The organism is Roseibium sp. M-1, from assembly GCF_054515675.1.
Map to the genome: position 1 here is coordinate 1,337,819 of NZ_CM137257.1, position 17,872 is coordinate 1,355,690.

A 17,872-nucleotide genomic window follows, 5' to 3' on the forward strand; every position below is an offset into this window, starting at 1 on the left:
CTCATGAGGTCACACGCTGATTGCGTCCATAGACCAACAGCATGCCGATGATTACGGCACCGTATATGATTTGCCGCCCGGCTTCCGGCATTTGCATGATCGAGAGGACCGAATTCAGAAGCACGATCAGAACGACACCAACCAGTGTTCCAAGGTATCTGCCTCTGCCACCGAGAATGTGCGTTCCACCGAGCACGACCGCTGCAATCGCCGGCAGGAGGAAGGCATTGCCCATCCCCTGATAGGCCTTCGCGGAATATCCCGCGAGCAACACACCGGCAATCGCCGCGCAAACGCCCGACACGACGAAAGCGCCGATTATCACCGCCCGGGTACGGATGCCGGAAAGATAAGCAGCCCCTTCGCGTGAGCCCGTCGCATAGATGGACCTGCCGAAGCCGGTCCGGGTCAAAATGACGGCAATGGCAACTGAAACCGCGGCCCAGACCAAGATAGCGGCGGGTACGCCGAGAATTCGTTCCTTGGCAAGAAACAGCATGACCGGCGTTGCCTTGTCCTGTGGCGCAAAGCCGCCCGTCTGGGCAACCATCAACCCGCGCAGGACAGTATCCACGCCAAGCGTGAAGATCATCGACGGTATCCTGAGCCAGGCGACCCCCACCCCGTTGAGGAGACCGACGCAAACACCCACGGCCAAAGCCGTCGGGATTGCAAGGTCTCCACCGACGGCGGTGGCCGTCATGGCGGCTGCCGTCAGCGTCCAGGGAATGGAGAGGTCGATATGCCCGAGCAGGATGACCATCATCATGCCGGCGGCACAGATGCCGAGGAACGCGCCGGTCTGAAGCTGCTGCAGCAGGTAATTGACAGACAGGAGCGGAGCCGTGCCGGTCGTCGTGAGTGTATAGGCTGTACCCGCCACCAGGATCACCACCACGAACAGAGAGGCAATGACGATCGGACGGTTTTCGCTGGAAAGGGAAATCTTCATGCCGGGCTACCTGAACAAGTCGAGCTGGTTCTTGACCCGCAGGGTGCGGAAAGCACCGAAGGAAACGGCTGTCAGCAGCACCAGCCCTTCGATCAAGGGCTGCAACAGCGGGTCGATGTCTAGAATGCGGAAATAGAAGGATATGACCCTCAAGATCATGGCCCCGACAAGGCTGGCAATGGCACCGCCCACGCCGCCAAGCAGCGATGTTCCGCCAAGCACGACGGCGGCAATGGAATTCAGCGTGTAGGCACCGGCCTGCTGGACATCCGCATTGCCGGACGATGTCTGGATGGCAAGATAGAGTCCGCCACAGGCGGCCAGGAACCCACTGAGCGTAAAGGCGGTTATTTTCGCCCGCTGGATCGGCAGACCGGACATGTAGGCTGCCCCTTCGGCCGAGCCGATGGCGTAAACTGTCCGGCCGGTCACGGAACGGCGGAATGGCACCCAGACGACGACTGCGACGAAGACGACGATCAGGAAGGGTACGGGAATATCGGCAAAGGGTCGTATCCACCACGCGTTGCCGCCGTCGGCGAAGCCGTAGGTATCCGCCAGATCCCAGACTGAATTCGTCAACGCCCAACTCAGGTCATCGTCAACCGCACCACCAGGTTTGGGCCGGATCAGCAAGGCAAGGCCGATGGCGATCGCACCGGACGCGAGGGTCGCGATGATCGGCTGGATACGCCCATAGACGACGATGCAGCCATTCATGAAACCGAAAAGCGCTCCGGTCATCAACGTCAGGATCGCACCGATCACGATCTGCAAAGGCGAACCGGACAGCAATTCCGAGGCAACGCAATTGGTGAGCGTCATTACGGCACCGACGGACAGATCCAGCCCACCCAGCAGAACGGGCAATGTCTGCGCCATGGCGACGAAGGCAATTGCAACGGTCTCATTTGCATTCTGGACAGCAACCGCGGTGGAGAAGCCACGCGGATGCAGCACGTTGTAGGTCAAATAGAGGAGTGCCAGCAGCAGGATGGCAACGGCAAAACCCGTGTTCTGGGACAGCCATCGCGTCAGAGGAGGCAGAGAGGAAGATTGCTGTTTCATGCTGCCTCGATACCGATGTTGAGAGAGGCTGCGACAAGGCTTTCCTCGGTAATCGCATCGCCTGCCTGTTCGCTGATCACCCGGCCGCCATAGAGAACGGACACCCGGTCACAGCAGCCGATCAGTTCCGCATAATCGGAAGAATAAAAAAGGATCGCTTTGCCCTCGTTCGCCAGATCCCGCATGAGACGGTAGATCTCCTGTTTGGTGCCGACATCGATGCCTCGTGTCGGATCGTTCAGCAGAATGATGTCCGGGTCGATCATCAGCCACTTGGCAAGCACAACCTTTTGCTGATTGCCGCCGGACAGCGTCATGACAGGATCATCCGCGGACCCGATCTTGATCTGCAGTTTCGCGATCCCCTTGCCGATCTCAGCCTCTGCCCTGCGCGGATCGATGAAAGGTCCCTTCGAGATCTGCCTGAAACTGGCAGCCAGCAGGTTGTCGGCAATCGACATGCCGAGCATGAGACCCTCGGTTTTTCGGTCTTCCGGAACGAGCGCCATGCGGATCGCGGCGGATTTGGCCGCGGCCGGTGAAGACGGCAGTCCCTTGCGCCCTCCGATTTCTATTTCGCCGTCGACATCCTTGAGGACACCGAACAGTGCGAGCAAAAGCTCCTTCTGGCCCTGGCCATCCAGACCGCCAAGGCCGACGATCTCGCCCGGACGCAGGGAAAGATCGATGCCGTTGAGCCTGTTGCCCCATTTGAGGCCCTTCACCTGCAGCACCGTTTTGCTTCTGGCGTTTTCCTCGACAGGCTGGGGCTTTGGCGGAAACTGCGCTTCGACATCGCGGCCGATCATCAGCCGCACAATCTCCCGCTCCGATTTCGTTCCCTTTGCGAAAGTCTCGATATGCTGCCCGTTGCGGAACACCGAGAGCGTGTCGCAGAGTGCCTCGACCTCGTGCATTCGGTGGGAGATGAAAAGGCTCGCGACACCTGCCTCTCTCAGCTCCCCCAAAAGGTCGTAGACCGTGCTTACGTCCCTTGCAGTCAAAGCGGAGGTCGCTTCGTCCAGAATGAGCACCTTGGGGTTCCGGCCCAAAGCCTTGGCGATCTCGACCATTTGACGGCGGGACAGGGAAAGTTCCCGCACAAGCGCGTTCGGGTCGACGTCCTCGCAGCGTACCCGGGCGAGCAATTCCTCAGCACGCCGGATCTGGGCACGCCTGTCGATCAGTCCGAAACGCCGCGGCGGATCGGAAATGGAGATGTTGTCGGCGACCGTGAGATCGGGAATGAGCGACAGTTCCTGGAACATGCAGACGATTCCCGCGTCAACGGCAAACTGCGGCCCTGGAAATGTTACGGGCTTGCCTTCGAGCAGGATGCTGCCCTCATCTGGCTGAAGCACGCCCGCCATGATCTTTATGAGAGTGGATTTTCCCGCGCCGTTTTCGCCAAGGATCGCATGCACGGAACCGGGCCGGCAGCTGAAATCGACGCCCTCAAGGGCGCGGATGCCGGCAAAAAACTTGGAAACGCCCTGGTATTCAACAATGGCTTCGGTCATGCGTGTGCGCTCACCGGACGGGGTGCCGGGTCCATGGTTTCTTGAAAGCGGCTCCGGACACAAGTCCGGAGCCGCCTCGGTAGCTTCGTGGGGGGTTACTTCACGTCTTCTTCGGTCTGGGACATGATCGCCGGACCGGAGATGTTGACGCCGCAGGGCGGGAACTCGTTGACGGTGAAGAAGTTGTCCGGCAGATCGGACCAGTAGTTCTTGCCGTCTTCGAGCTGGTCATAAGTCGCGACCGGCAGCGGCACGGAAATCAGCTGCGGCATGACATTGCCTTCAAGCGCCGACACGGCAGCCTTCATCGCAATGGCGACGAGCCCCGGCGACTGGCCGATGGAGATGCCCTTAAGACCGTCGCCGGAATACTCGGCAATCGCCTTGCGATAGCCGTTCTCGGATTCGCCCGCGACCGGCACCCAGGGATGTTTGGCATCCTTGAGAGCCTGAACGATGCCGTTGGAACCGCCCTGCCCGACGACGGCAACGAACTCGCCATGGACGGCAATTGCGTCGGCAACCACTTTCTGCGTGGTGCCGTCATCCCAGTTGCCGACGACCTGGATCACTTCCCAATCGCCATCCGAACCAACCAGAACCTCGTTGATGCCGATGGAGCGGTCGCGATCAACCGAATTGCCCGGCAATCCGCGCACTTCCAGGATCTTGCCGGAGGTGATGCCCTTGGCCTTCAATTCGTCCAGGGTGAACTGAGCCCACGTGCGGCCCATCGTGAGCTGATCCTCGTTGACCTGCATCACCTTGTCGGTATCGAGCACGTTGTCGAACGGCACCAGAACGACATTGTTCTTGTCGGCCAGCCGGATGACCCGGTCGAACCCGTCCGGAGAAACGGCGATGGTCACGATGGCATCATAGCCCTGGTTGATGAAGTCCTCGATTGCGCCAAGCTGTGCCGGAGCGTCGGTGCCGGTGGAGACGACTTTGAACTCCGAGATCTTCTCCTTCATGGTCGGATCTTCGGCGAAAGCCTTTGCGGTCTTGATCATTTGGATGCGCCAGGTGTTGCCGACAAAGCCGTTGACGACGGCGACCCGGTAAGGACCCGGCTTGGCATCCCATTTGAAGAACTTTGTTTCTGCAGACCATGGCGCGAAACATTCCGGATCGACGCCCGGTCCTGAAACGACGGCCGGTCCGGCCAACGCCATGGTGGTGGACAGGACCAGCGCCGGCAGTGCCATCGTCAGCGCGGTCGTCAGCTTCAACTTCCCAATCATCGCACTTCCTCCCTTGGATGCGCCATTTCGCGGCTCCTCTTGGCAGGTCGGCGCGCCCTGCCTCCGCTTGTTTTTTGCTTGCGGTTTGTCCGCAGTCTCAGGCGGTTGCTTCCATCTCCTCGTTGAAATGGCGGAAACCGAACATCAGATGAGTGCGCAGCCGATATTGAAAGGCCAGCCGGTCGCGCGCGGCCAGAGCGTCGATGACGCCCTGATGCTCGCTAAAGGTGTCTGTCATGAAGGTTCTGCGTGTCTTGCCCTTCTGCATGATCCTGAGGATCACCGGCTTCATGACCGCGTAAACGTCGAGAATGGCTGAATTGTCGAGGATCGAGACGAGGCGCACGTGAAAAGCGTAGTCGATCTCCGAAGCCTCGTTCAGATCGTGGTTCTCAGCCAGTTCCGCGTTGATATCGTTGAGTTCGTTCAGATCGTTCCGGTTGACCTTGTCGACCAGTGTTTCAGCCGATCCGACCTCCAGTAGACCGCGCAGCGCCTGGACGTCACTGAAGGTCTTGCGCGACAGCTCCATCGTATTGAACGAGAACAGCTCGAACGCCCGCGACATGCGGTTGTCGATGATCGTCGCTCCGACCTTGGGCCGCACCTCCACAAGCCCGTAGGCTTTCAGGATACGCATGGCCTCACGTACGGTGTTCCGGCTGGCGTTGAACTGGGTGCAAAGTTCGCGCTCCGTCGGCAGGCTGTCTCCCACCTTCAGCCGGGAACTCGCAATCAGGTCTCGAATCTGCTGCACGACAGCATCGACCGCCGATTCATTCGACGGCGCTCCCCGAGCCAAAGCTGCTCCCGTTTCCGCTTCCATTTCTTTTCCCGAGTGCAAATCGTGGCCAGCAGCTCACGTTATTTGTTGGACCAGGAATTTCCTACTCAGAGAACGGAACGAAGTCAATGCCGTTAGGGAATCTTTTGGCACTTTGTCTTTTTCGTTATATTTTTCAGACTAATAAATATGGTCTTTATTACCAAATTTTATCCGCACTCTCTCCTGGAGACAAATCTGAGGCAAGCTTCGGAGGTTATTTGTCATACCAGATACCCTCTGGAATGGAACAGAGGAGCGAACGCCACGCAGGCCCCGATCTCCCTCACATCCTCAGAAATGGTGAATTGATCAGCATTTGACGTGACCGGTGCTGCACCAAACTTGCTGGAAAACACCGGCGCGCGTCCGCCTCGCACCGCGCCACGACGACAAGGCCATGGCCAATCCCTGTCGGACCAGCTTCGTTTCTGCTTGATTGCGCTACCCTTGCAGCTGTAACAATCAAATCTGAGGTACGCTCCTCAGATTGTCGTCGCTGCCACAGCAAATCGCTTGACAAACACCCGGGCGCCTTCACGTTCGGCCTGGACAACACATCGACGCAAGGCAATGATTCAGGAGGGAAATGAAATGTCTGGGTTCGAGCCGAAACCGGAATTCGTGATTGCGGAGGAAAGCGACCTTCGCGCCCTGTTTCCCGCACTATCGCCGCTTGCCGCCAACAAATGCCTCAACGCACTCGACGCGCATGCGCAGGACTTCATCCGTCGCGCGCCGTTTCTCTGCCTCGGCACGCAGAACCTTCAGGGCAATGCCGATGTCAGCCCGCGCGGCGATCCCGCCGGGTTTGTGCGGATCCTCGACGAGACAACGCTCGCCATCCCCGACCGGCCCGGCAACAACCGTCTCGACAGCCTGTCCAACATCATTGCAAACCGAAGCGTCGGCCTGCTGTTCATAATTCCGGGCTTCGACGACACGCTAAGGGTAAATGGCGAGGCCTACCTCGTCACCGACCCGGAGCTTCTCGACAGCATGAAGATCAAGGACCGCGCGCCGCGGCTTGCCATCGTCGTCAAGGTGAAGGAGGTCTTCATGCATTGCGCCAAGGCTTTCCGGCGGTCGCATCTGTGGGCCCCGGAGCACTTCCAGGACCGCGCCGGGATGCCGTCCCTGGCCAAGATCATCCTAGACCAGACGTCAGGCGCACCGGATGACGCGGACGAAATGCGCAAGATCGATGCGGCGCTGGAAGAGACCTATCAAAAGACGATGTATTGAAGAGGGTTGCAGGAAGACCTCTTCCTCACCCCTTCCCCATCTTGGGCAATCCCTCCAGTCCCGCACCGCGCCACATGACGAAGGTCAGGATCGGTTCGTCGCCCGTTGTCATGGCGTGCTTCTGCCAGGATCCGTGCAGGCGCGTGTCGCCGCGCTTGAGAAGCCCATCAGCGCCGCCCTCGAGGTGGAAGAGCCCGGACCCGGAGACGATGACGTAGAGCTCCTCGGCCTCGTGATGATGCCAATCGTAGAAAAGCCATGGCCCCCAATAGGCGACATAGGCGCGGGCTTCGCTGGTCCGGTAATGGCCGTCCGGACCGAAGAGTTCGAAATAGCCGTAATTTTCAAGGAAATGCGCGCCGACTTGTTCTTCCGTATAGGTCAGGCGCCATTCGGCATGGGCGGCGGCCTCCGCCATCGCTTTATGAACGTCGTTGTGAACGCTGCTGGCAGCCGTGCCGTCGGACGTCTCATCCCAGCCGCCGACATGGCCGGCAACCGGCAGCGCGACAGGCTCCCGTTCCGACCAGACCAGGTTGTCCGGCCAGGGTGCAAAGTCGCGCATTGCTTCTGTTTCAGCGTAAAGGCGTTGAAGCGTTTCCAGCAGCCGGTCGAAGGCAGCGCGGCGCGGGTCCGCGAAAGACTCCGCCGCAAGGTCGACGAGGATGTCCTCCTGTGCACAATCACCCAGGACGAGATCGGCGAGCCCGGTCTCTTCTGCCGGTTCCGGATGGATTTCCAAAGCGCCAGGCATTTGCCAGGCAGCCGTTCCGCCAAGCGGACCAGACCCGGTCGCGGCAAGTTCCTCAGCTGCGGTCGCGGCATCGCCGCCGGGAGAGATTTCATCCGGAAGAACGGTCAAGGGTTGAACTCCTTGAAAAGGCGCAGGCCGGCCGGGGGCAGCGGGCCTGCGCGAGCTGAAGGGTATGGGTACCTGTTCCGGTCTCTTGCCCGTTTTCGGGTGTGGCCCTGCCGGTTGGGGCCACGTGCACAGTGTTCGAAAAATGTAAGCCTGTGCGATCCGCTCAACTCTGCATTTCTCGTCACGCGGCAATCCGTTTGCGACATGCGGGAATGACTTCAAGGCTTCGCTCCGCACCGTCTCAGACGGCGGACCGTGCGGGCCCTGTCACGCCAGTTTTGTGGAAAAGAAAGAAGCTGGGTGCGCGAGGACCAAAACCCTATATGGTTCGTCCGGATGGAGTGGATTTTTGAGGAGCTGTCATGAGCGGATTGCTAGCCCTTCTCGACGACGTTGCCGCGATTGCCAAGGTTGCAGCCGCATCCGTTGACGACGTTGTCGGCCAGGCGGCGAAGGCCGGAGCGAAAGCCGCCGGTGCGGTGATCGACGACGCTGCCGTGACCCCAAAATATGTGGCCGGCTTCTCGCCCGCTCGCGAAATTCCCATCGTCTGGCAGATCGCCAAGGGCTCGCTGAAGAACAAGCTCCTCTTTCTGCTGCCCATTGGCCTTGCGCTGAACACGTTCCTGCCGGGCATCATCACTCCGCTTCTAATGATCGGGGGCGCGTATCTGTGTTTCGAGGGTGCGGAGAAGGTCTATCATCTCTTTGCGCCACATCACCACGACGCCGACGAACCGGAAGGCTATGTCCGCGATCCACTGCATCTTGAAAAGCAGAAGGTTGCCGGGGCGATCAAGACCGATTTCATCCTGTCGGCGGAAATCATGACCATCGCGCTTGCCGAAATTCCGGACAACACGCTCTGGATGGAAGCCATTATCCTGGCCGTCGTCGCCGTCGGCATCACGGTGATGGTCTATGGCTCCGTCGCCCTCATCGTCAAGGCGGACGATTTCGGCCTGCACCTTTCCAAGGAAGGCCATTTCTCCGTGACCCGGGCCCTCGGCCACGGCATCGTCAAGGCGATGCCCGGGTTCATGAAGCTCCTGATGACGATCGGCACGGCGGCGATGCTCTGGGTTGGCGGCTCCATCGTGCTGCACGGCTTCGATGTGCTCGGCTACGGCCTCGTCTACGGCATCATTCACGACATCGCCCACAATGCCGCCCATGCCGTCCATGTCGCGGAAGGATTTGTCATCTGGGCGGTGACTGCAGCCCTTGACGGCATCTTCGGCCTTGCCCTCGGCATGGTGCTGATCCCCGTCACCGAGAAGGCAATCCTGCCGCTGTGGCGGCTTATCCGTGGAAAGAAGGCCGCAGCCGGCGGGCATTGAGACACCGCCGAGACCTAGGTCCGGCCGCCTCGTGCGGCGTCTTCCAGGCAATCGCCGAGCTTGCGTTTCTGGTTGCCGTTGCCGTCGAAATTCTCCGCTGCCAGCCAGGCCGCATAGCCTTTCTTCAGCGACGGCCATTCCTTGTCGATGATGGAGAACCAGGCCGTGTCCCGGTTGAGCCCCTTGACGATGAGATGCTGGCGGAAGACACCCTCGGCCTGAAAACCGAAACGCAGCGCCGCCTGCTTTGACGGCAGATTGTCGTCGTTGCATTTCCATTCGAATCGCCGGTAACCGAGCTCATCGAAGCAGTATTCCATGAAGAGATAGAGCGCCTCGGTGGCGGCGCGGCGGCGCGCAATCAGCAGTCCCCAATAGATGTTGCCGATTTCGATCACGCCATGGGTTCGGTCGATCCGCATCAGGGTCTGCCGTCCGGCCACCTTGCCGCTTTCCTTGTCGATCACCGCAAAGAAGAGCGGATCCTCGCTCAAGGCCACCTTTTCCACCCAGGACAGGAAGTCGGCCTCTGTTTCCGGCGGATATTCTCCAAGCCACCGGAACTTCTGATCGCCGTCCGGAACGTCGGAGGCTTCGAACAGCTCCGCACCGTGACGCACCGCGTCGAGCGGCTCCAGCTTCACATAGCGCCCCTCCAGGGTCTTGCGCTCGGGCCCTGGCCGGGCTGTCCAGTGGCTGAGATCTTCAGGCATTTCCAACTCCGGCATGAATTCGGGCGCTGTCTGCATCATCGTGCTGCGGAAAGACCCGACATGTCTAGCGCCCGACCTGCTCCCCAGAAAGCACCAGTTTCACCAGTCTCGCAGAACCACTTGCAGATCGAGTGAAATTGGCGAAGACAGGGTGCGACCATGACAGCTGCAACCGTCGCAACTCATGTTATGCTCCGGTCGTTTTTCAGGAGGGTGCAGGCCATGAATGCAGGCGTGACGGTTCTGGTCGGGACGACCAAGGGAACTTTTCTGCTGGAGGGCGGCGAAAGCCGGCAAGACTGGAAAGTCCGGGGACCTTTTTGCGACGGCTGGCCAATCAATCATGTGATCGGCGATGCGGAGAGTGGCGTGCTTTGGGCCGGTGGCGGCGGCGACTGGTCCGGCGCAGGCGTGTGGCGATCCGAAGATGGCGGCGAGACCTGGGAGGTGACGCGGCTCACCAAGGGCCAGATGGACGAATGGGCCGCCAGCGACCCCGCCTTTGCCGAAATGATCGGCTGGACACCCCAGCCCGCCCCCTTCGAGGACCAGTTCTCGCAGATCTGGTCGCTCGGCTACGCCCATGGCACGCTCTATGCCGGGACAAAACCGGCGAAATTCCTGGCGAGCCGGGATGGCGGCAAAAGCTTCGAGCATCTGGAAGGCCTCGCCAGCCATCCCTCCTCCGACAGCTGGAACCCCGGCGCTGCCGGGCTCGTCCTTCACACGATCGTCTCCGATCCGGCCGATCCGAAGAAACTCTGGATCGGGATCTCGGCGGCGGGTGTGTTTGCCAGCGAAGATGGCGGCGAAACCTGGGAACGGCGCAACCGTCTATCCAATGCGGCAGCCTGCGAGGGGCATGATCACCCGGCGGCCGCCCGGGACGGCGAGACCGGGCACTGCGTTCACAACATGATGCGCGCTCCCGGAGACGCTGACCTCCTTTACCAGCAGAACCATCACGGCGTCTGGCGATCGGCCGACGGCGGGCGCAGCTGGGAGAACATCACCGAGGGCCTGCCCTCGACCTTCGGCTTTCCGATCCGCGTTCATCCGCGCGATCCGCAGACAATCTGGACGCTGCCACTCAACGGCGACACAAAGGGCCGCTTCCCGCCGGATGCGTCAGCCGCGGTCTGGAAATCGGCCGACGGCGGCCAGACTTGGGCCGCCAAGCGTGACGGCCTGCCCCAGGCGACCTGCTTTTTCACCGTGCTGCGCCAGGCCATGGGCGGCGACCGGCGCGATCCCGCCGGGATCTATTTCGGAACCAATTCCGGCTCTGTCTTTGCCAGTCTCGACGAGGGCGAGACCTGGAGCGAGATCGCCCGGCACCTGCCTACCGTGCTGGCGGTGGAGGTGCTGGACAGGGGGTAGGTCCCCCTCTCCGGAGAAACATTGCGCCTACCGTACGGCTCGCGGAAAGACTGCGGCCGGGATTCACCATGTCTTCCGGTCATACAAGAAAGACCTGACAAATCTCGCCCGAGCAGTATACAGTCAATATCCAGTCAATTTTGAAAGCCTTGATTGTCCATGTCCGATTGGTGCCCGGATCTTTCCGCCAGCAATGCCCCGCGCTACATCGCCATTGCCGATGCCATCGAGGCCGATGTGCGGTCCGGGCGGCTGATGCCGGGGGACCGGCTGCCGGCACAGAGGCAGCTCGCAGGCATGCTCGGCCTCGACTTCACGACCGTTGCCCGCGGGTATACGGAGGCGCGCCGGCGGGGGGCGATTTCCTCCATGGTCGGCAGCGGCACGTTTGTCACCGGACCGGACATGCCGCCGGGAGGTCCCCTCCCCATCCGCGACAGCGGACGCAAGGCCCCGCCGGATTTTTCCATGAACCTGCCGCCGGAACCGGAAGCACCGGATCTCGTCGGACGGATGCGCGAGGGACTGGCTGCGGTCACCGCCGATATCGTGCCGCTGCTGCGCTACCAGACCATCGACCCTGCCGCACCCGATCGTCAGGCCGCCAGCCGCTGGCTGCGAGGCAGCGGTCTGACACCGCAGCCTGAGGATATCCTCTTTTCTCCCGGCTCCCAGGCAGCGCTTGCCGGCATTCTGACAACCATTGCAAGGCCCGGAGAGACGATCGCCTGCGAGGACGTTACCTATCCCGGCATCCGCTCGCTTTGCGGCCAGTTGCAGCTTCATCTCAAGGGGCTGCCGCAGGACGACGACGGAGTCGACCCGGACGCTTTCCGCGCCGCCTGTAACGCGGGAGGGCTTCGGGCGTTCTACCTCAACCCCACCCTGCAGAACCCGACCACGCGGACTATCCCCGAGCGGCGGCGCAAGGAACTTGCGCGGATCGCCCAGCAATACGGCGTGCCCATTCTGGAGGACGATCCCTACAGCATGCTCTGCCGCACGGCACCGCCCCCCTTTGCCGCCCTGGCGCTGGACGTCACCTGGTATATCGGCTCCCTGTCGAAATGCATTGGTGCAGGTTTGAGGCTTGCCTATGTGACCGCGCCCGAACGCAGCGCCGGCTGGCAATTCGCCCGGACGCAGCGCACCTCCAGCGTCATGATCTCTCCGCTGATGGCCGCGCTTGCAACACGCTGGATCGAGGACGGCACGGCGAAAGCTCTGCTGCGCCATGTGCGCAGCGAAAGTGCAGCCCGGCAGGCACTTGCCGCGCGCCACCTGAAGAACGCCGCCTTCCGGGCCGACCCGGACGGGTTCCACCTGTGGCTGGAACTTGCCAATGGCTGGACCCGTTCCGCCTTTGTCAGCCAGATGCGGGCGCAGCCGGTCGGGCTTGCCGAGAGCGATGCGTTTACCGTCGGCGGACCGGCCAGCGAGGCCGTGCGCCTTTGTCTTGGCGGCCCCCTGAATCGCGGTCAGATCGACGGAGCGCTTTCCGTAATCGGTGAAACCCTGGCAAGTTCGCCTGAGAAGACATCCGCCTATTTCTGACCAGCGGCTCCGCCTCTCGCACCGGGCAAATTGCATCACCTACGTCGCGCATCCCGGGCCGCTGCGGTCATTCAGACCGCGTGACCGCGAAGAATTTTCCCTGCCATGCCAATCTGCCGCAGGCGATACGCTTGCCATGCTTTCAAATTGCTCTATCTTTGAATGCATACATATACAGTCATTTTCATATTGACTGTATTTCTTCCGACGATGCATCGCCATGCATCGCCCAAACGGAAAGAGCAGCTCATGAGCACAACGCAAAGCTGGCCCAAACTTCCACCGGTCCAGACAGGTATCCGGGGCCGCTGCCCACGCTGCGGCGAAGGCAGCATTTTCGACGGATTTCTGGCCCTGAAGCCCAGATGCGACCATTGCGGCCTCGACTACAGCTTTGCCGATCCCGCCGACGGCCCCGCCTTCTTCGTGATCTGCTTCGGCTGCATCCCGGCGGTCGCCTTTGCCATCTGGCTCGAAATCGCCTTCACCGCGCCTTACTGGGTGCACCTGGTGACCACCCTGCCGCTGATCCTTCTGACCTGCATTCCGCTACTGCGTCCGCTGAAGGGATGGCTGGTCTCCAGCCAGTATTTCTATAAGGCCGAAGAAGGCCGGCTGGTGACGCCGGAGCCAAACCCCTCGGAAAGCCGGAGCTGACATCCAGACGCCCCAAGCCGGACAAGGCCGAAGCTTCCCGAGGCAGGCGGTGACATCGGACGGGGATGCACCGCCTTTTCTTTTCTGAATTTGAGAAGCTATGGAGCAAGTGGCCCATCCTTCGAGACGGTGCTTCGCACCTCCTCAGGATGAGGAAGAATGTGTTGCTCGGCTGACGTTTGAACCCACTTCCGCCTCATCCTGAGGAGCGAGCTTGCTCGCGTCTCGAAGGATGGGCCACTTGCCTTACGTATTGCACAGCATCATTCTCCACTCATTGGTAGATCCGGAATATTTGACACCACAGTCACCGATTAGGAATAATATTATTCACTCATCGATTCGAATTTTTCGATACTTTTTCACCGCCTGATGCATCTTCCGAATTAGATATCTTTTTCGAATCGTCCAACACAATTGAAATATTTTGGCTGCATGATGATCAGAAATTTTTTGCTTTTCGTTAGTGTAATTTCCGCCTTCCTTATCTCTATACCAAGTAATGCATCATCCGATTGGGATGTCAGGTACGCCGCATCGAAAGAAAGAGGGATGGCGGGGTGCAAGGACAATTCTGTCTTTGAGGACTTACTCCGCGATGCGAACAGCGGCGATCCCATCGCCGCTTTCTGGGTCTTCCGGAATATGAAACTCAAGAAGTGCGTCCGGCACAACAAGAACCCTCACAACTGGAATGCCTATCTTGAAAAGTCCGCACAGGCTGGTTTTCCCAGATCGATCTGGATAGCCGGAAAATATTATCTGTACGGATACGGTCCGAAGCAGGACATCAGGAAAGGCGAGAAATACCTTAAAGAGGCCGCAGCGCTTGGCAGTGCACTGGCTGCAAGTGATCTGGCTTATGCCTACCTTAAGGGAAACGTGTTGCGCCGGCATGCCAACAACGGGTTCAAATATCTGGATCAAGCAATCAAGGGTGGGTTGAGTGAAAAGGATCTGAATACCGTTCTGAATATAGTCCCTTCCAATCTCCAGGATCAGGCAAAACGGGTTGTTGCAGAAGCCAAGGCAGCACCGGAAGCTGACCGCGGTCGCCAAGAAAATGTGGCGGCAACAAAACGGAACCAGGCACAATCGACGCAGCAGTCATCATCCGCCTCGTCCAACTCAACCGAAAAGCAGCAACCGAAATTCGCAGCCCTCGCCGTCTCGAACGAAGACGGAACCTATGGCTGGAGCTTCGATTACAGCAGCAGGCAAGGTGCGGAGCAAAATGCACTGGACGAATGCAGCAGGCACAGTTCGTCCTGCAACGTCAAACTTGTGCTCAAGGGTCCTGCCTGCATCGCCTATCACTATCAGAAGGGACAGAGCGTTTATGGCTGGGGCTTTTCGAAGGATAGTGGAACCGCGCAGCAGCGAGCAGCGGGCGAATGCTCAAAACGTAATGGCGGACAAAATTGCGGTGCCCATGTCTGGAGTTGCAATGCCCGAACCAACGAGCCCGTTGAAGTACTTCATGAAGCCTCCCTTCCCCCCGTCGTAACGGCAGGAGCCGGCGTCGATTGCGATTTCCATGTCAGCTTCGAATGTAAAATTCCTGGAAACACGGCTAAAACCAAGTTTGCCTATGAGTCCTTTCGCGTAGGAAAGAAACTTCGAGTTCCAGGGATCGAAAGCTGCAAGGCATTTCGTAAGGATGGAAGCCTGATCTATCGGGAATTCGGTGGGGATACTTTTCGCCGACCCGGTATCTTCGAAGCACATGCCAACCGGCTCTCAAGCCTTGTGAAAAATTTGAAGGCCGAAGTCTCACGCCGTTTTCCCGGGTGCTCTGACTCTTACGTTGAAATCGCAGTTAACAATCAGGGCAAGTCATCCTTTAACAGCAAACCTGCGCGGATGAACTTCGACAACGGAACTCCCAGATACAGCTACATCAATCTTGAGTAATTTGTGCGGCGGACACGAATTCAGAACTCCGCATCCATCTTCAACGTTACCTTAGAGCACGTCGTGAAAAAGTGGATTCCGGTTTTTCGCAAAATTACGTGCGTCAAAAAAATATATTAAGCGGGTCATGTGAATTCAAATGAACTCGACAGGCTTTAGCGCCGATCCTCCTCGCCTGCGATCCGTTGCATCCATGGAGCGGCGCAGGCGGTGACATCGGATGGGGATGCACCGCCTTTTCTTTTCTGAATTTGAAAGGCTATGGAGCAAGTGGCCCATCCTGCGAGACGGTGCTTCGCACCTCCTCAGGATGAGGAAGAATGTGTTGCTCGGCTGACGTTTGAACCCACTTCCGCCTCTTCCTGAGGAGCGAGCTTGCTCGCGTCTCGAAGGATGGGCCACTTGCTCCGTACAAACCGGCAGACTGCCTCAGACCGCCCTCACCCACACCGCCGTGTCGTGAAACGCCGCGCCGCCATAGGGGGCGACCGGGTCGGCGCCCGTCAGCGTGTTGATGCCGCGGCCATCCTCGAAGGCGTCGTTGGGCCAGATGCCTTCCGAAATCACGGTACCGGGTGCGACGGTGCCGACATGGCGCGCATGCAGCGTGACGACGCCGCGCCTGTTGCCCATCGTCACCTTCGCCCCGTCTGCAATGCCGTAACGCTCGGCCTCGTCAGGCCTTAGCCAGACTTCAGGACGGCCCTCCTTTTTCTTCGAACTGTCGGTTTCGTTGAAGGTGGAATTGAGGAAGGAGCGAGCCGGCGACGTCGCCAGGCGGAACGGATGCTCCTCATCAGCAAGCTCGATACTGTCCCACTGGTCCGGCAGCTCCGGCATGGTCTGCCAGGGACCGAAGACCGTATCCCCGTCCGGCTTGTTGGGCGCAGAGGAACGGCCCCAGTCCGGCTTGAAATGGAACTTGCCGTCGGCATGGCCAAAGCCGTTCAGATAATGGGACGTCTCGAAATCGGGCTGCAGGTCGATCCACTTGTTTGCCTCAAGCTCCTCAAGTGTGCCGTAGCCGGAATTGCGCAGCATCCAGTCGATATGGTCGCGCGCGCTCATATCGAAGCCGGGGTGAGGTTTTGAGTCAACGCGGCGGGCGATCTCATTGAGGACAAAGAGATTTTCCCTCGGGCCTTCCGGCGCATCGACGGCTTTGGGACCGAGCATCAGATACTGGTGGCCGCCGCCCTTGTAGATGTCGTCATGCTCCAGGAACTGGGTCGCCGGCAGCACGATGTCGGCCATCTCGGCCGTCTCGGTCAGGAACTGCTCATGCACCACCGTGAAGAGATCCTCGCGGGCAAAGCCCTGCTTGATCAGGTCCTGCTCCGGTGCAACTGACGCCGGGTTGGTGTTCTGGATCAGCATGGCCTTTACCGGCGGACCGCCAAGGAGCGCCGCTTCGTCGCCCGTCAAAATGCGGCCGATCAGGCTCTGGTCGAGAGCACGCACCGACGGATCCTTCAGAGAATTCGCCTCGATCATCTCCTTGTTGAGCTGATAGATGGCGCCGTTGTTGTGGAAGGCACCGCCCCCTGCCTCCGTCCAGCAGCCGGTGACGGCGGCAATGGAACTAGCGGCATGCATGCCGACCGCACCATTGCGCGAGCGGGTAAAGCCGTAGCCGAGGCGGAAATAGGTTTTCTTGATGCTGCCGATCAGCCGGGCGACTTCCTCGATCTTCTCCGCGGAAAGGCCCGTGATCGCCGCCGCCCACTCCGGTGTCTTGTCCTTCAGATGGGCTTCCAGCTCGGCCGGGCAGTCGGTGTATTTGTCCAGGTAACCACGGTCGGCGAAGCCTTCGCGGAAAAGCACATGCATGATGGCACAGGCAAAGGCCGCATCGGTGCCGGGCTTCAGGATGACGCCGATGTCGGCCTGTTTCATCGTCTCGGTCTCGTAGACATCGACAACGATGATGCGGGCGCCGCGTTTCTTGCGGGCCGCGATCGCGTGGGTCATCACGTTGACCTGTGTCGCGACCGGGTTGGTGCCCCAGATGACGATCTGGTCGGAGAGTGCCATTTCGCGCGGGTCCGGCCCGGCCAGCTTGCCGGTGCCGGCGACATAGCCCGTCCAGGCCATGTTGGTGCAGAAGCTGTCGAACTGGCGCGAATAGCCCTTGGCGTGGCGCAGCCGGTGGATGCTGTCGCGCTGCACCAGCCCCATCGTGCCGGCATAGTGGTAGGGCCAGACGCTTTGCGCGCCGAATTCTGCTTCCGCTGCCAGGAACTTTTCCGCAATCAGGTCAAGCGCGGCTTCCCAGGAAATTTCTTCGAACCGCCGCTCGCCTTTTTTGCCTGTCCGCTTCAGCGGTTTCATCAGACGGTCCGGATGATAGAGCCGCTCCGGATAGCGTGCCACCTTGGCGCAGATGACACCGGCCGTGTAGTCGTTGTCCCTGGCCCCGTTCAGCCGGCGCACGTCGCCGTGCGGATAGAAATGCACCTCCAGTGCGCAGGTCGACGGGCAGTCGTGCGGACAAGCTGAGAATGTGCTCTTGGGGGGCTCGGCGTTCATGGCGGTCCTTGTGGGGGATGGCTGCGCTGCTCAGTTTACAGCTTAGCCTTATGAAAAACAAAAAGAGGCGC

The 17,872-nt window shown here is 59.9% G+C and carries 14 protein-coding genes; 6 read left to right on the plus strand and 8 right to left on the minus strand.

Annotated elements, in window-relative coordinates; genetic code table 11:
* Position 1: 1 nt before the first annotated feature.
* The 5 genes from ACX3M4_RS06125 to ACX3M4_RS06145 form a co-directional block, all read right to left on the minus strand.
* Positions 2–952: an ABC transporter permease gene (locus ACX3M4_RS06125; RefSeq protein WP_459357702.1), complete on the minus strand. Its 951-nt coding sequence runs from the start codon at positions 950–952 to the stop codon at positions 2–4.
* Between the two features lie 6 nt (positions 953–958).
* Entirely contained in the window at positions 959–2,020 is a 1,062-nt protein-coding gene (locus tag ACX3M4_RS06130; protein ID WP_459357703.1) for an ABC transporter permease, read from the minus strand.
* Entirely contained in the window at positions 2,017–3,540 is a 1,524-nt protein-coding gene (locus ACX3M4_RS06135; RefSeq protein WP_459357704.1) for a sugar ABC transporter ATP-binding protein, read from the minus strand. Before ACX3M4_RS06135 ends, ACX3M4_RS06130 begins: the two co-directional genes overlap by 4 nt.
* Positions 3,541–3,635: 95 nt before the next feature.
* Positions 3,636–4,784 carry a sugar ABC transporter substrate-binding protein gene (locus tag ACX3M4_RS06140; RefSeq protein ID WP_459357705.1) on the minus strand — a complete coding sequence of 383 codons (1,149 nt, stop codon included), beginning with the start codon at positions 4,782–4,784 and terminating at the stop codon, positions 3,636–3,638.
* Positions 4,785–4,881: 97 nt separating this feature from the next.
* A complete protein-coding gene (locus ACX3M4_RS06145; protein WP_459357706.1) occupies positions 4,882–5,610 on the minus strand; it encodes a FadR/GntR family transcriptional regulator in 729 nt (242 codons plus the stop codon).
* A gap of 591 nt (positions 5,611–6,201) precedes the next feature.
* Between ACX3M4_RS06145 and ACX3M4_RS06150 the strand changes: the two genes are divergently transcribed.
* A complete protein-coding gene (locus tag ACX3M4_RS06150; protein WP_459357707.1) occupies positions 6,202–6,852 on the plus strand; it encodes a pyridoxamine 5'-phosphate oxidase family protein in 651 nt (216 codons plus the stop codon).
* A gap of 25 nt (positions 6,853–6,877) precedes the next feature.
* Here ACX3M4_RS06150 and ACX3M4_RS06155 read toward each other — a convergent pair whose 3' ends face one another.
* Positions 6,878–7,714, minus strand: a complete 837-nt coding sequence (locus ACX3M4_RS06155; RefSeq protein ID WP_459357708.1) for a dimethylsulfonioproprionate lyase family protein — start codon at positions 7,712–7,714, stop codon at positions 6,878–6,880.
* A gap of 362 nt (positions 7,715–8,076) precedes the next feature.
* Here ACX3M4_RS06155 and ACX3M4_RS06160 point away from each other — a divergent pair, with 362 nt between their 5' ends.
* The gene (locus ACX3M4_RS06160) at positions 8,077–9,054 is read left to right on the plus strand and encodes a DUF808 domain-containing protein (protein WP_459357709.1); all 978 of its coding nucleotides are present in this window, start codon (positions 8,077–8,079) and stop codon (positions 9,052–9,054) included.
* Between the two features lie 14 nt (positions 9,055–9,068).
* Here the strand turns inward: ACX3M4_RS06160 and ACX3M4_RS06165 are convergent, their stop codons facing one another.
* Positions 9,069–9,767, minus strand: a complete 699-nt coding sequence (locus ACX3M4_RS06165; protein ID WP_459357710.1) for a GNAT family N-acetyltransferase — start codon at positions 9,765–9,767, stop codon at positions 9,069–9,071.
* Between the two features lie 222 nt (positions 9,768–9,989).
* On the opposite strand from ACX3M4_RS06165, the gene ACX3M4_RS06170 reads away from it, so the two are divergent.
* The 4 genes from ACX3M4_RS06170 to ACX3M4_RS06185 all read left to right on the plus strand — a co-directional run bounded on the left by ACX3M4_RS06170 (position 9,990) and on the right by ACX3M4_RS06185 (position 15,272).
* Complete coding sequence (locus tag ACX3M4_RS06170; RefSeq protein WP_459357711.1) at positions 9,990–11,147, plus strand: WD40/YVTN/BNR-like repeat-containing protein; 1,158 nt, start codon at positions 9,990–9,992, stop codon at positions 11,145–11,147.
* Between the two features lie 159 nt (positions 11,148–11,306).
* Positions 11,307–12,701: an aminotransferase-like domain-containing protein gene (locus ACX3M4_RS06175; RefSeq protein WP_459357712.1), complete on the plus strand. Its 1,395-nt coding sequence runs from the start codon at positions 11,307–11,309 to the stop codon at positions 12,699–12,701.
* Positions 12,702–12,950: 249 nt separating this feature from the next.
* Complete coding sequence (locus ACX3M4_RS06180) at positions 12,951–13,358, plus strand: DUF983 domain-containing protein (protein WP_459357713.1); 408 nt, start codon at positions 12,951–12,953, stop codon at positions 13,356–13,358.
* Between the two features lie 552 nt (positions 13,359–13,910).
* Positions 13,911–15,272 carry a DUF4189 domain-containing protein gene (locus ACX3M4_RS06185; RefSeq protein WP_459357714.1) on the plus strand — a complete coding sequence of 454 codons (1,362 nt, stop codon included), beginning with the start codon at positions 13,911–13,913 and terminating at the stop codon, positions 15,270–15,272.
* 429 nt (positions 15,273–15,701) lie between these two features.
* Here ACX3M4_RS06185 and ACX3M4_RS06190 read toward each other — a convergent pair whose 3' ends face one another.
* Positions 15,702–17,801, minus strand: a complete 2,100-nt coding sequence (locus tag ACX3M4_RS06190; protein ID WP_459357715.1) for a molybdopterin-containing oxidoreductase family protein — start codon at positions 17,799–17,801, stop codon at positions 15,702–15,704.
* Positions 17,802–17,872 lie beyond the last annotated feature (71 nt).

What these genes read in the sequence shown, in the direction of transcription:
- ACX3M4_RS06180 (WP_459357713.1), top strand. Translation starts at nt 12,951, where the DNA reads ATGAGCACAACGCAAAGCTGGCCCAAACTTCCACCGGTCCAGACAGGT.
- ACX3M4_RS06135 (WP_459357704.1), bottom strand. Translation starts at nt 3,540, where the DNA reads ATGACCGAAGCCATTGTTGAATACCAGGGCGTTTCCAAGTTTTTTGCC.
- ACX3M4_RS06150 (WP_459357707.1), top strand. Translation starts at nt 6,202, where the DNA reads ATGTCTGGGTTCGAGCCGAAACCGGAATTCGTGATTGCGGAGGAAAGC.
- ACX3M4_RS06140 (WP_459357705.1), bottom strand. Translation starts at nt 4,784, where the DNA reads ATGATTGGGAAGTTGAAGCTGACGACCGCGCTGACGATGGCACTGCCG.
- ACX3M4_RS06175 (WP_459357712.1), top strand. Translation starts at nt 11,307, where the DNA reads ATGTCCGATTGGTGCCCGGATCTTTCCGCCAGCAATGCCCCGCGCTAC.
- ACX3M4_RS06170 (WP_459357711.1), top strand. Translation starts at nt 9,990, where the DNA reads ATGAATGCAGGCGTGACGGTTCTGGTCGGGACGACCAAGGGAACTTTT.
- ACX3M4_RS06160 (WP_459357709.1), top strand. Translation starts at nt 8,077, where the DNA reads ATGAGCGGATTGCTAGCCCTTCTCGACGACGTTGCCGCGATTGCCAAG.
- ACX3M4_RS06165 (WP_459357710.1), bottom strand. Translation starts at nt 9,767, where the DNA reads ATGCCTGAAGATCTCAGCCACTGGACAGCCCGGCCAGGGCCCGAGCGC.
- ACX3M4_RS06190 (WP_459357715.1), bottom strand. Translation starts at nt 17,801, where the DNA reads ATGAACGCCGAGCCCCCCAAGAGCACATTCTCAGCTTGTCCGCACGAC.
- ACX3M4_RS06130 (WP_459357703.1), bottom strand. Translation starts at nt 2,020, where the DNA reads ATGAAACAGCAATCTTCCTCTCTGCCTCCTCTGACGCGATGGCTGTCC.
- ACX3M4_RS06185 (WP_459357714.1), top strand. Translation starts at nt 13,911, where the DNA reads ATGGCGGGGTGCAAGGACAATTCTGTCTTTGAGGACTTACTCCGCGAT.
- ACX3M4_RS06145 (WP_459357706.1), bottom strand. Translation starts at nt 5,610, where the DNA reads ATGGAAGCGGAAACGGGAGCAGCTTTGGCTCGGGGAGCGCCGTCGAAT.
- ACX3M4_RS06125 (WP_459357702.1), bottom strand. Translation starts at nt 952, where the DNA reads ATGAAGATTTCCCTTTCCAGCGAAAACCGTCCGATCGTCATTGCCTCT.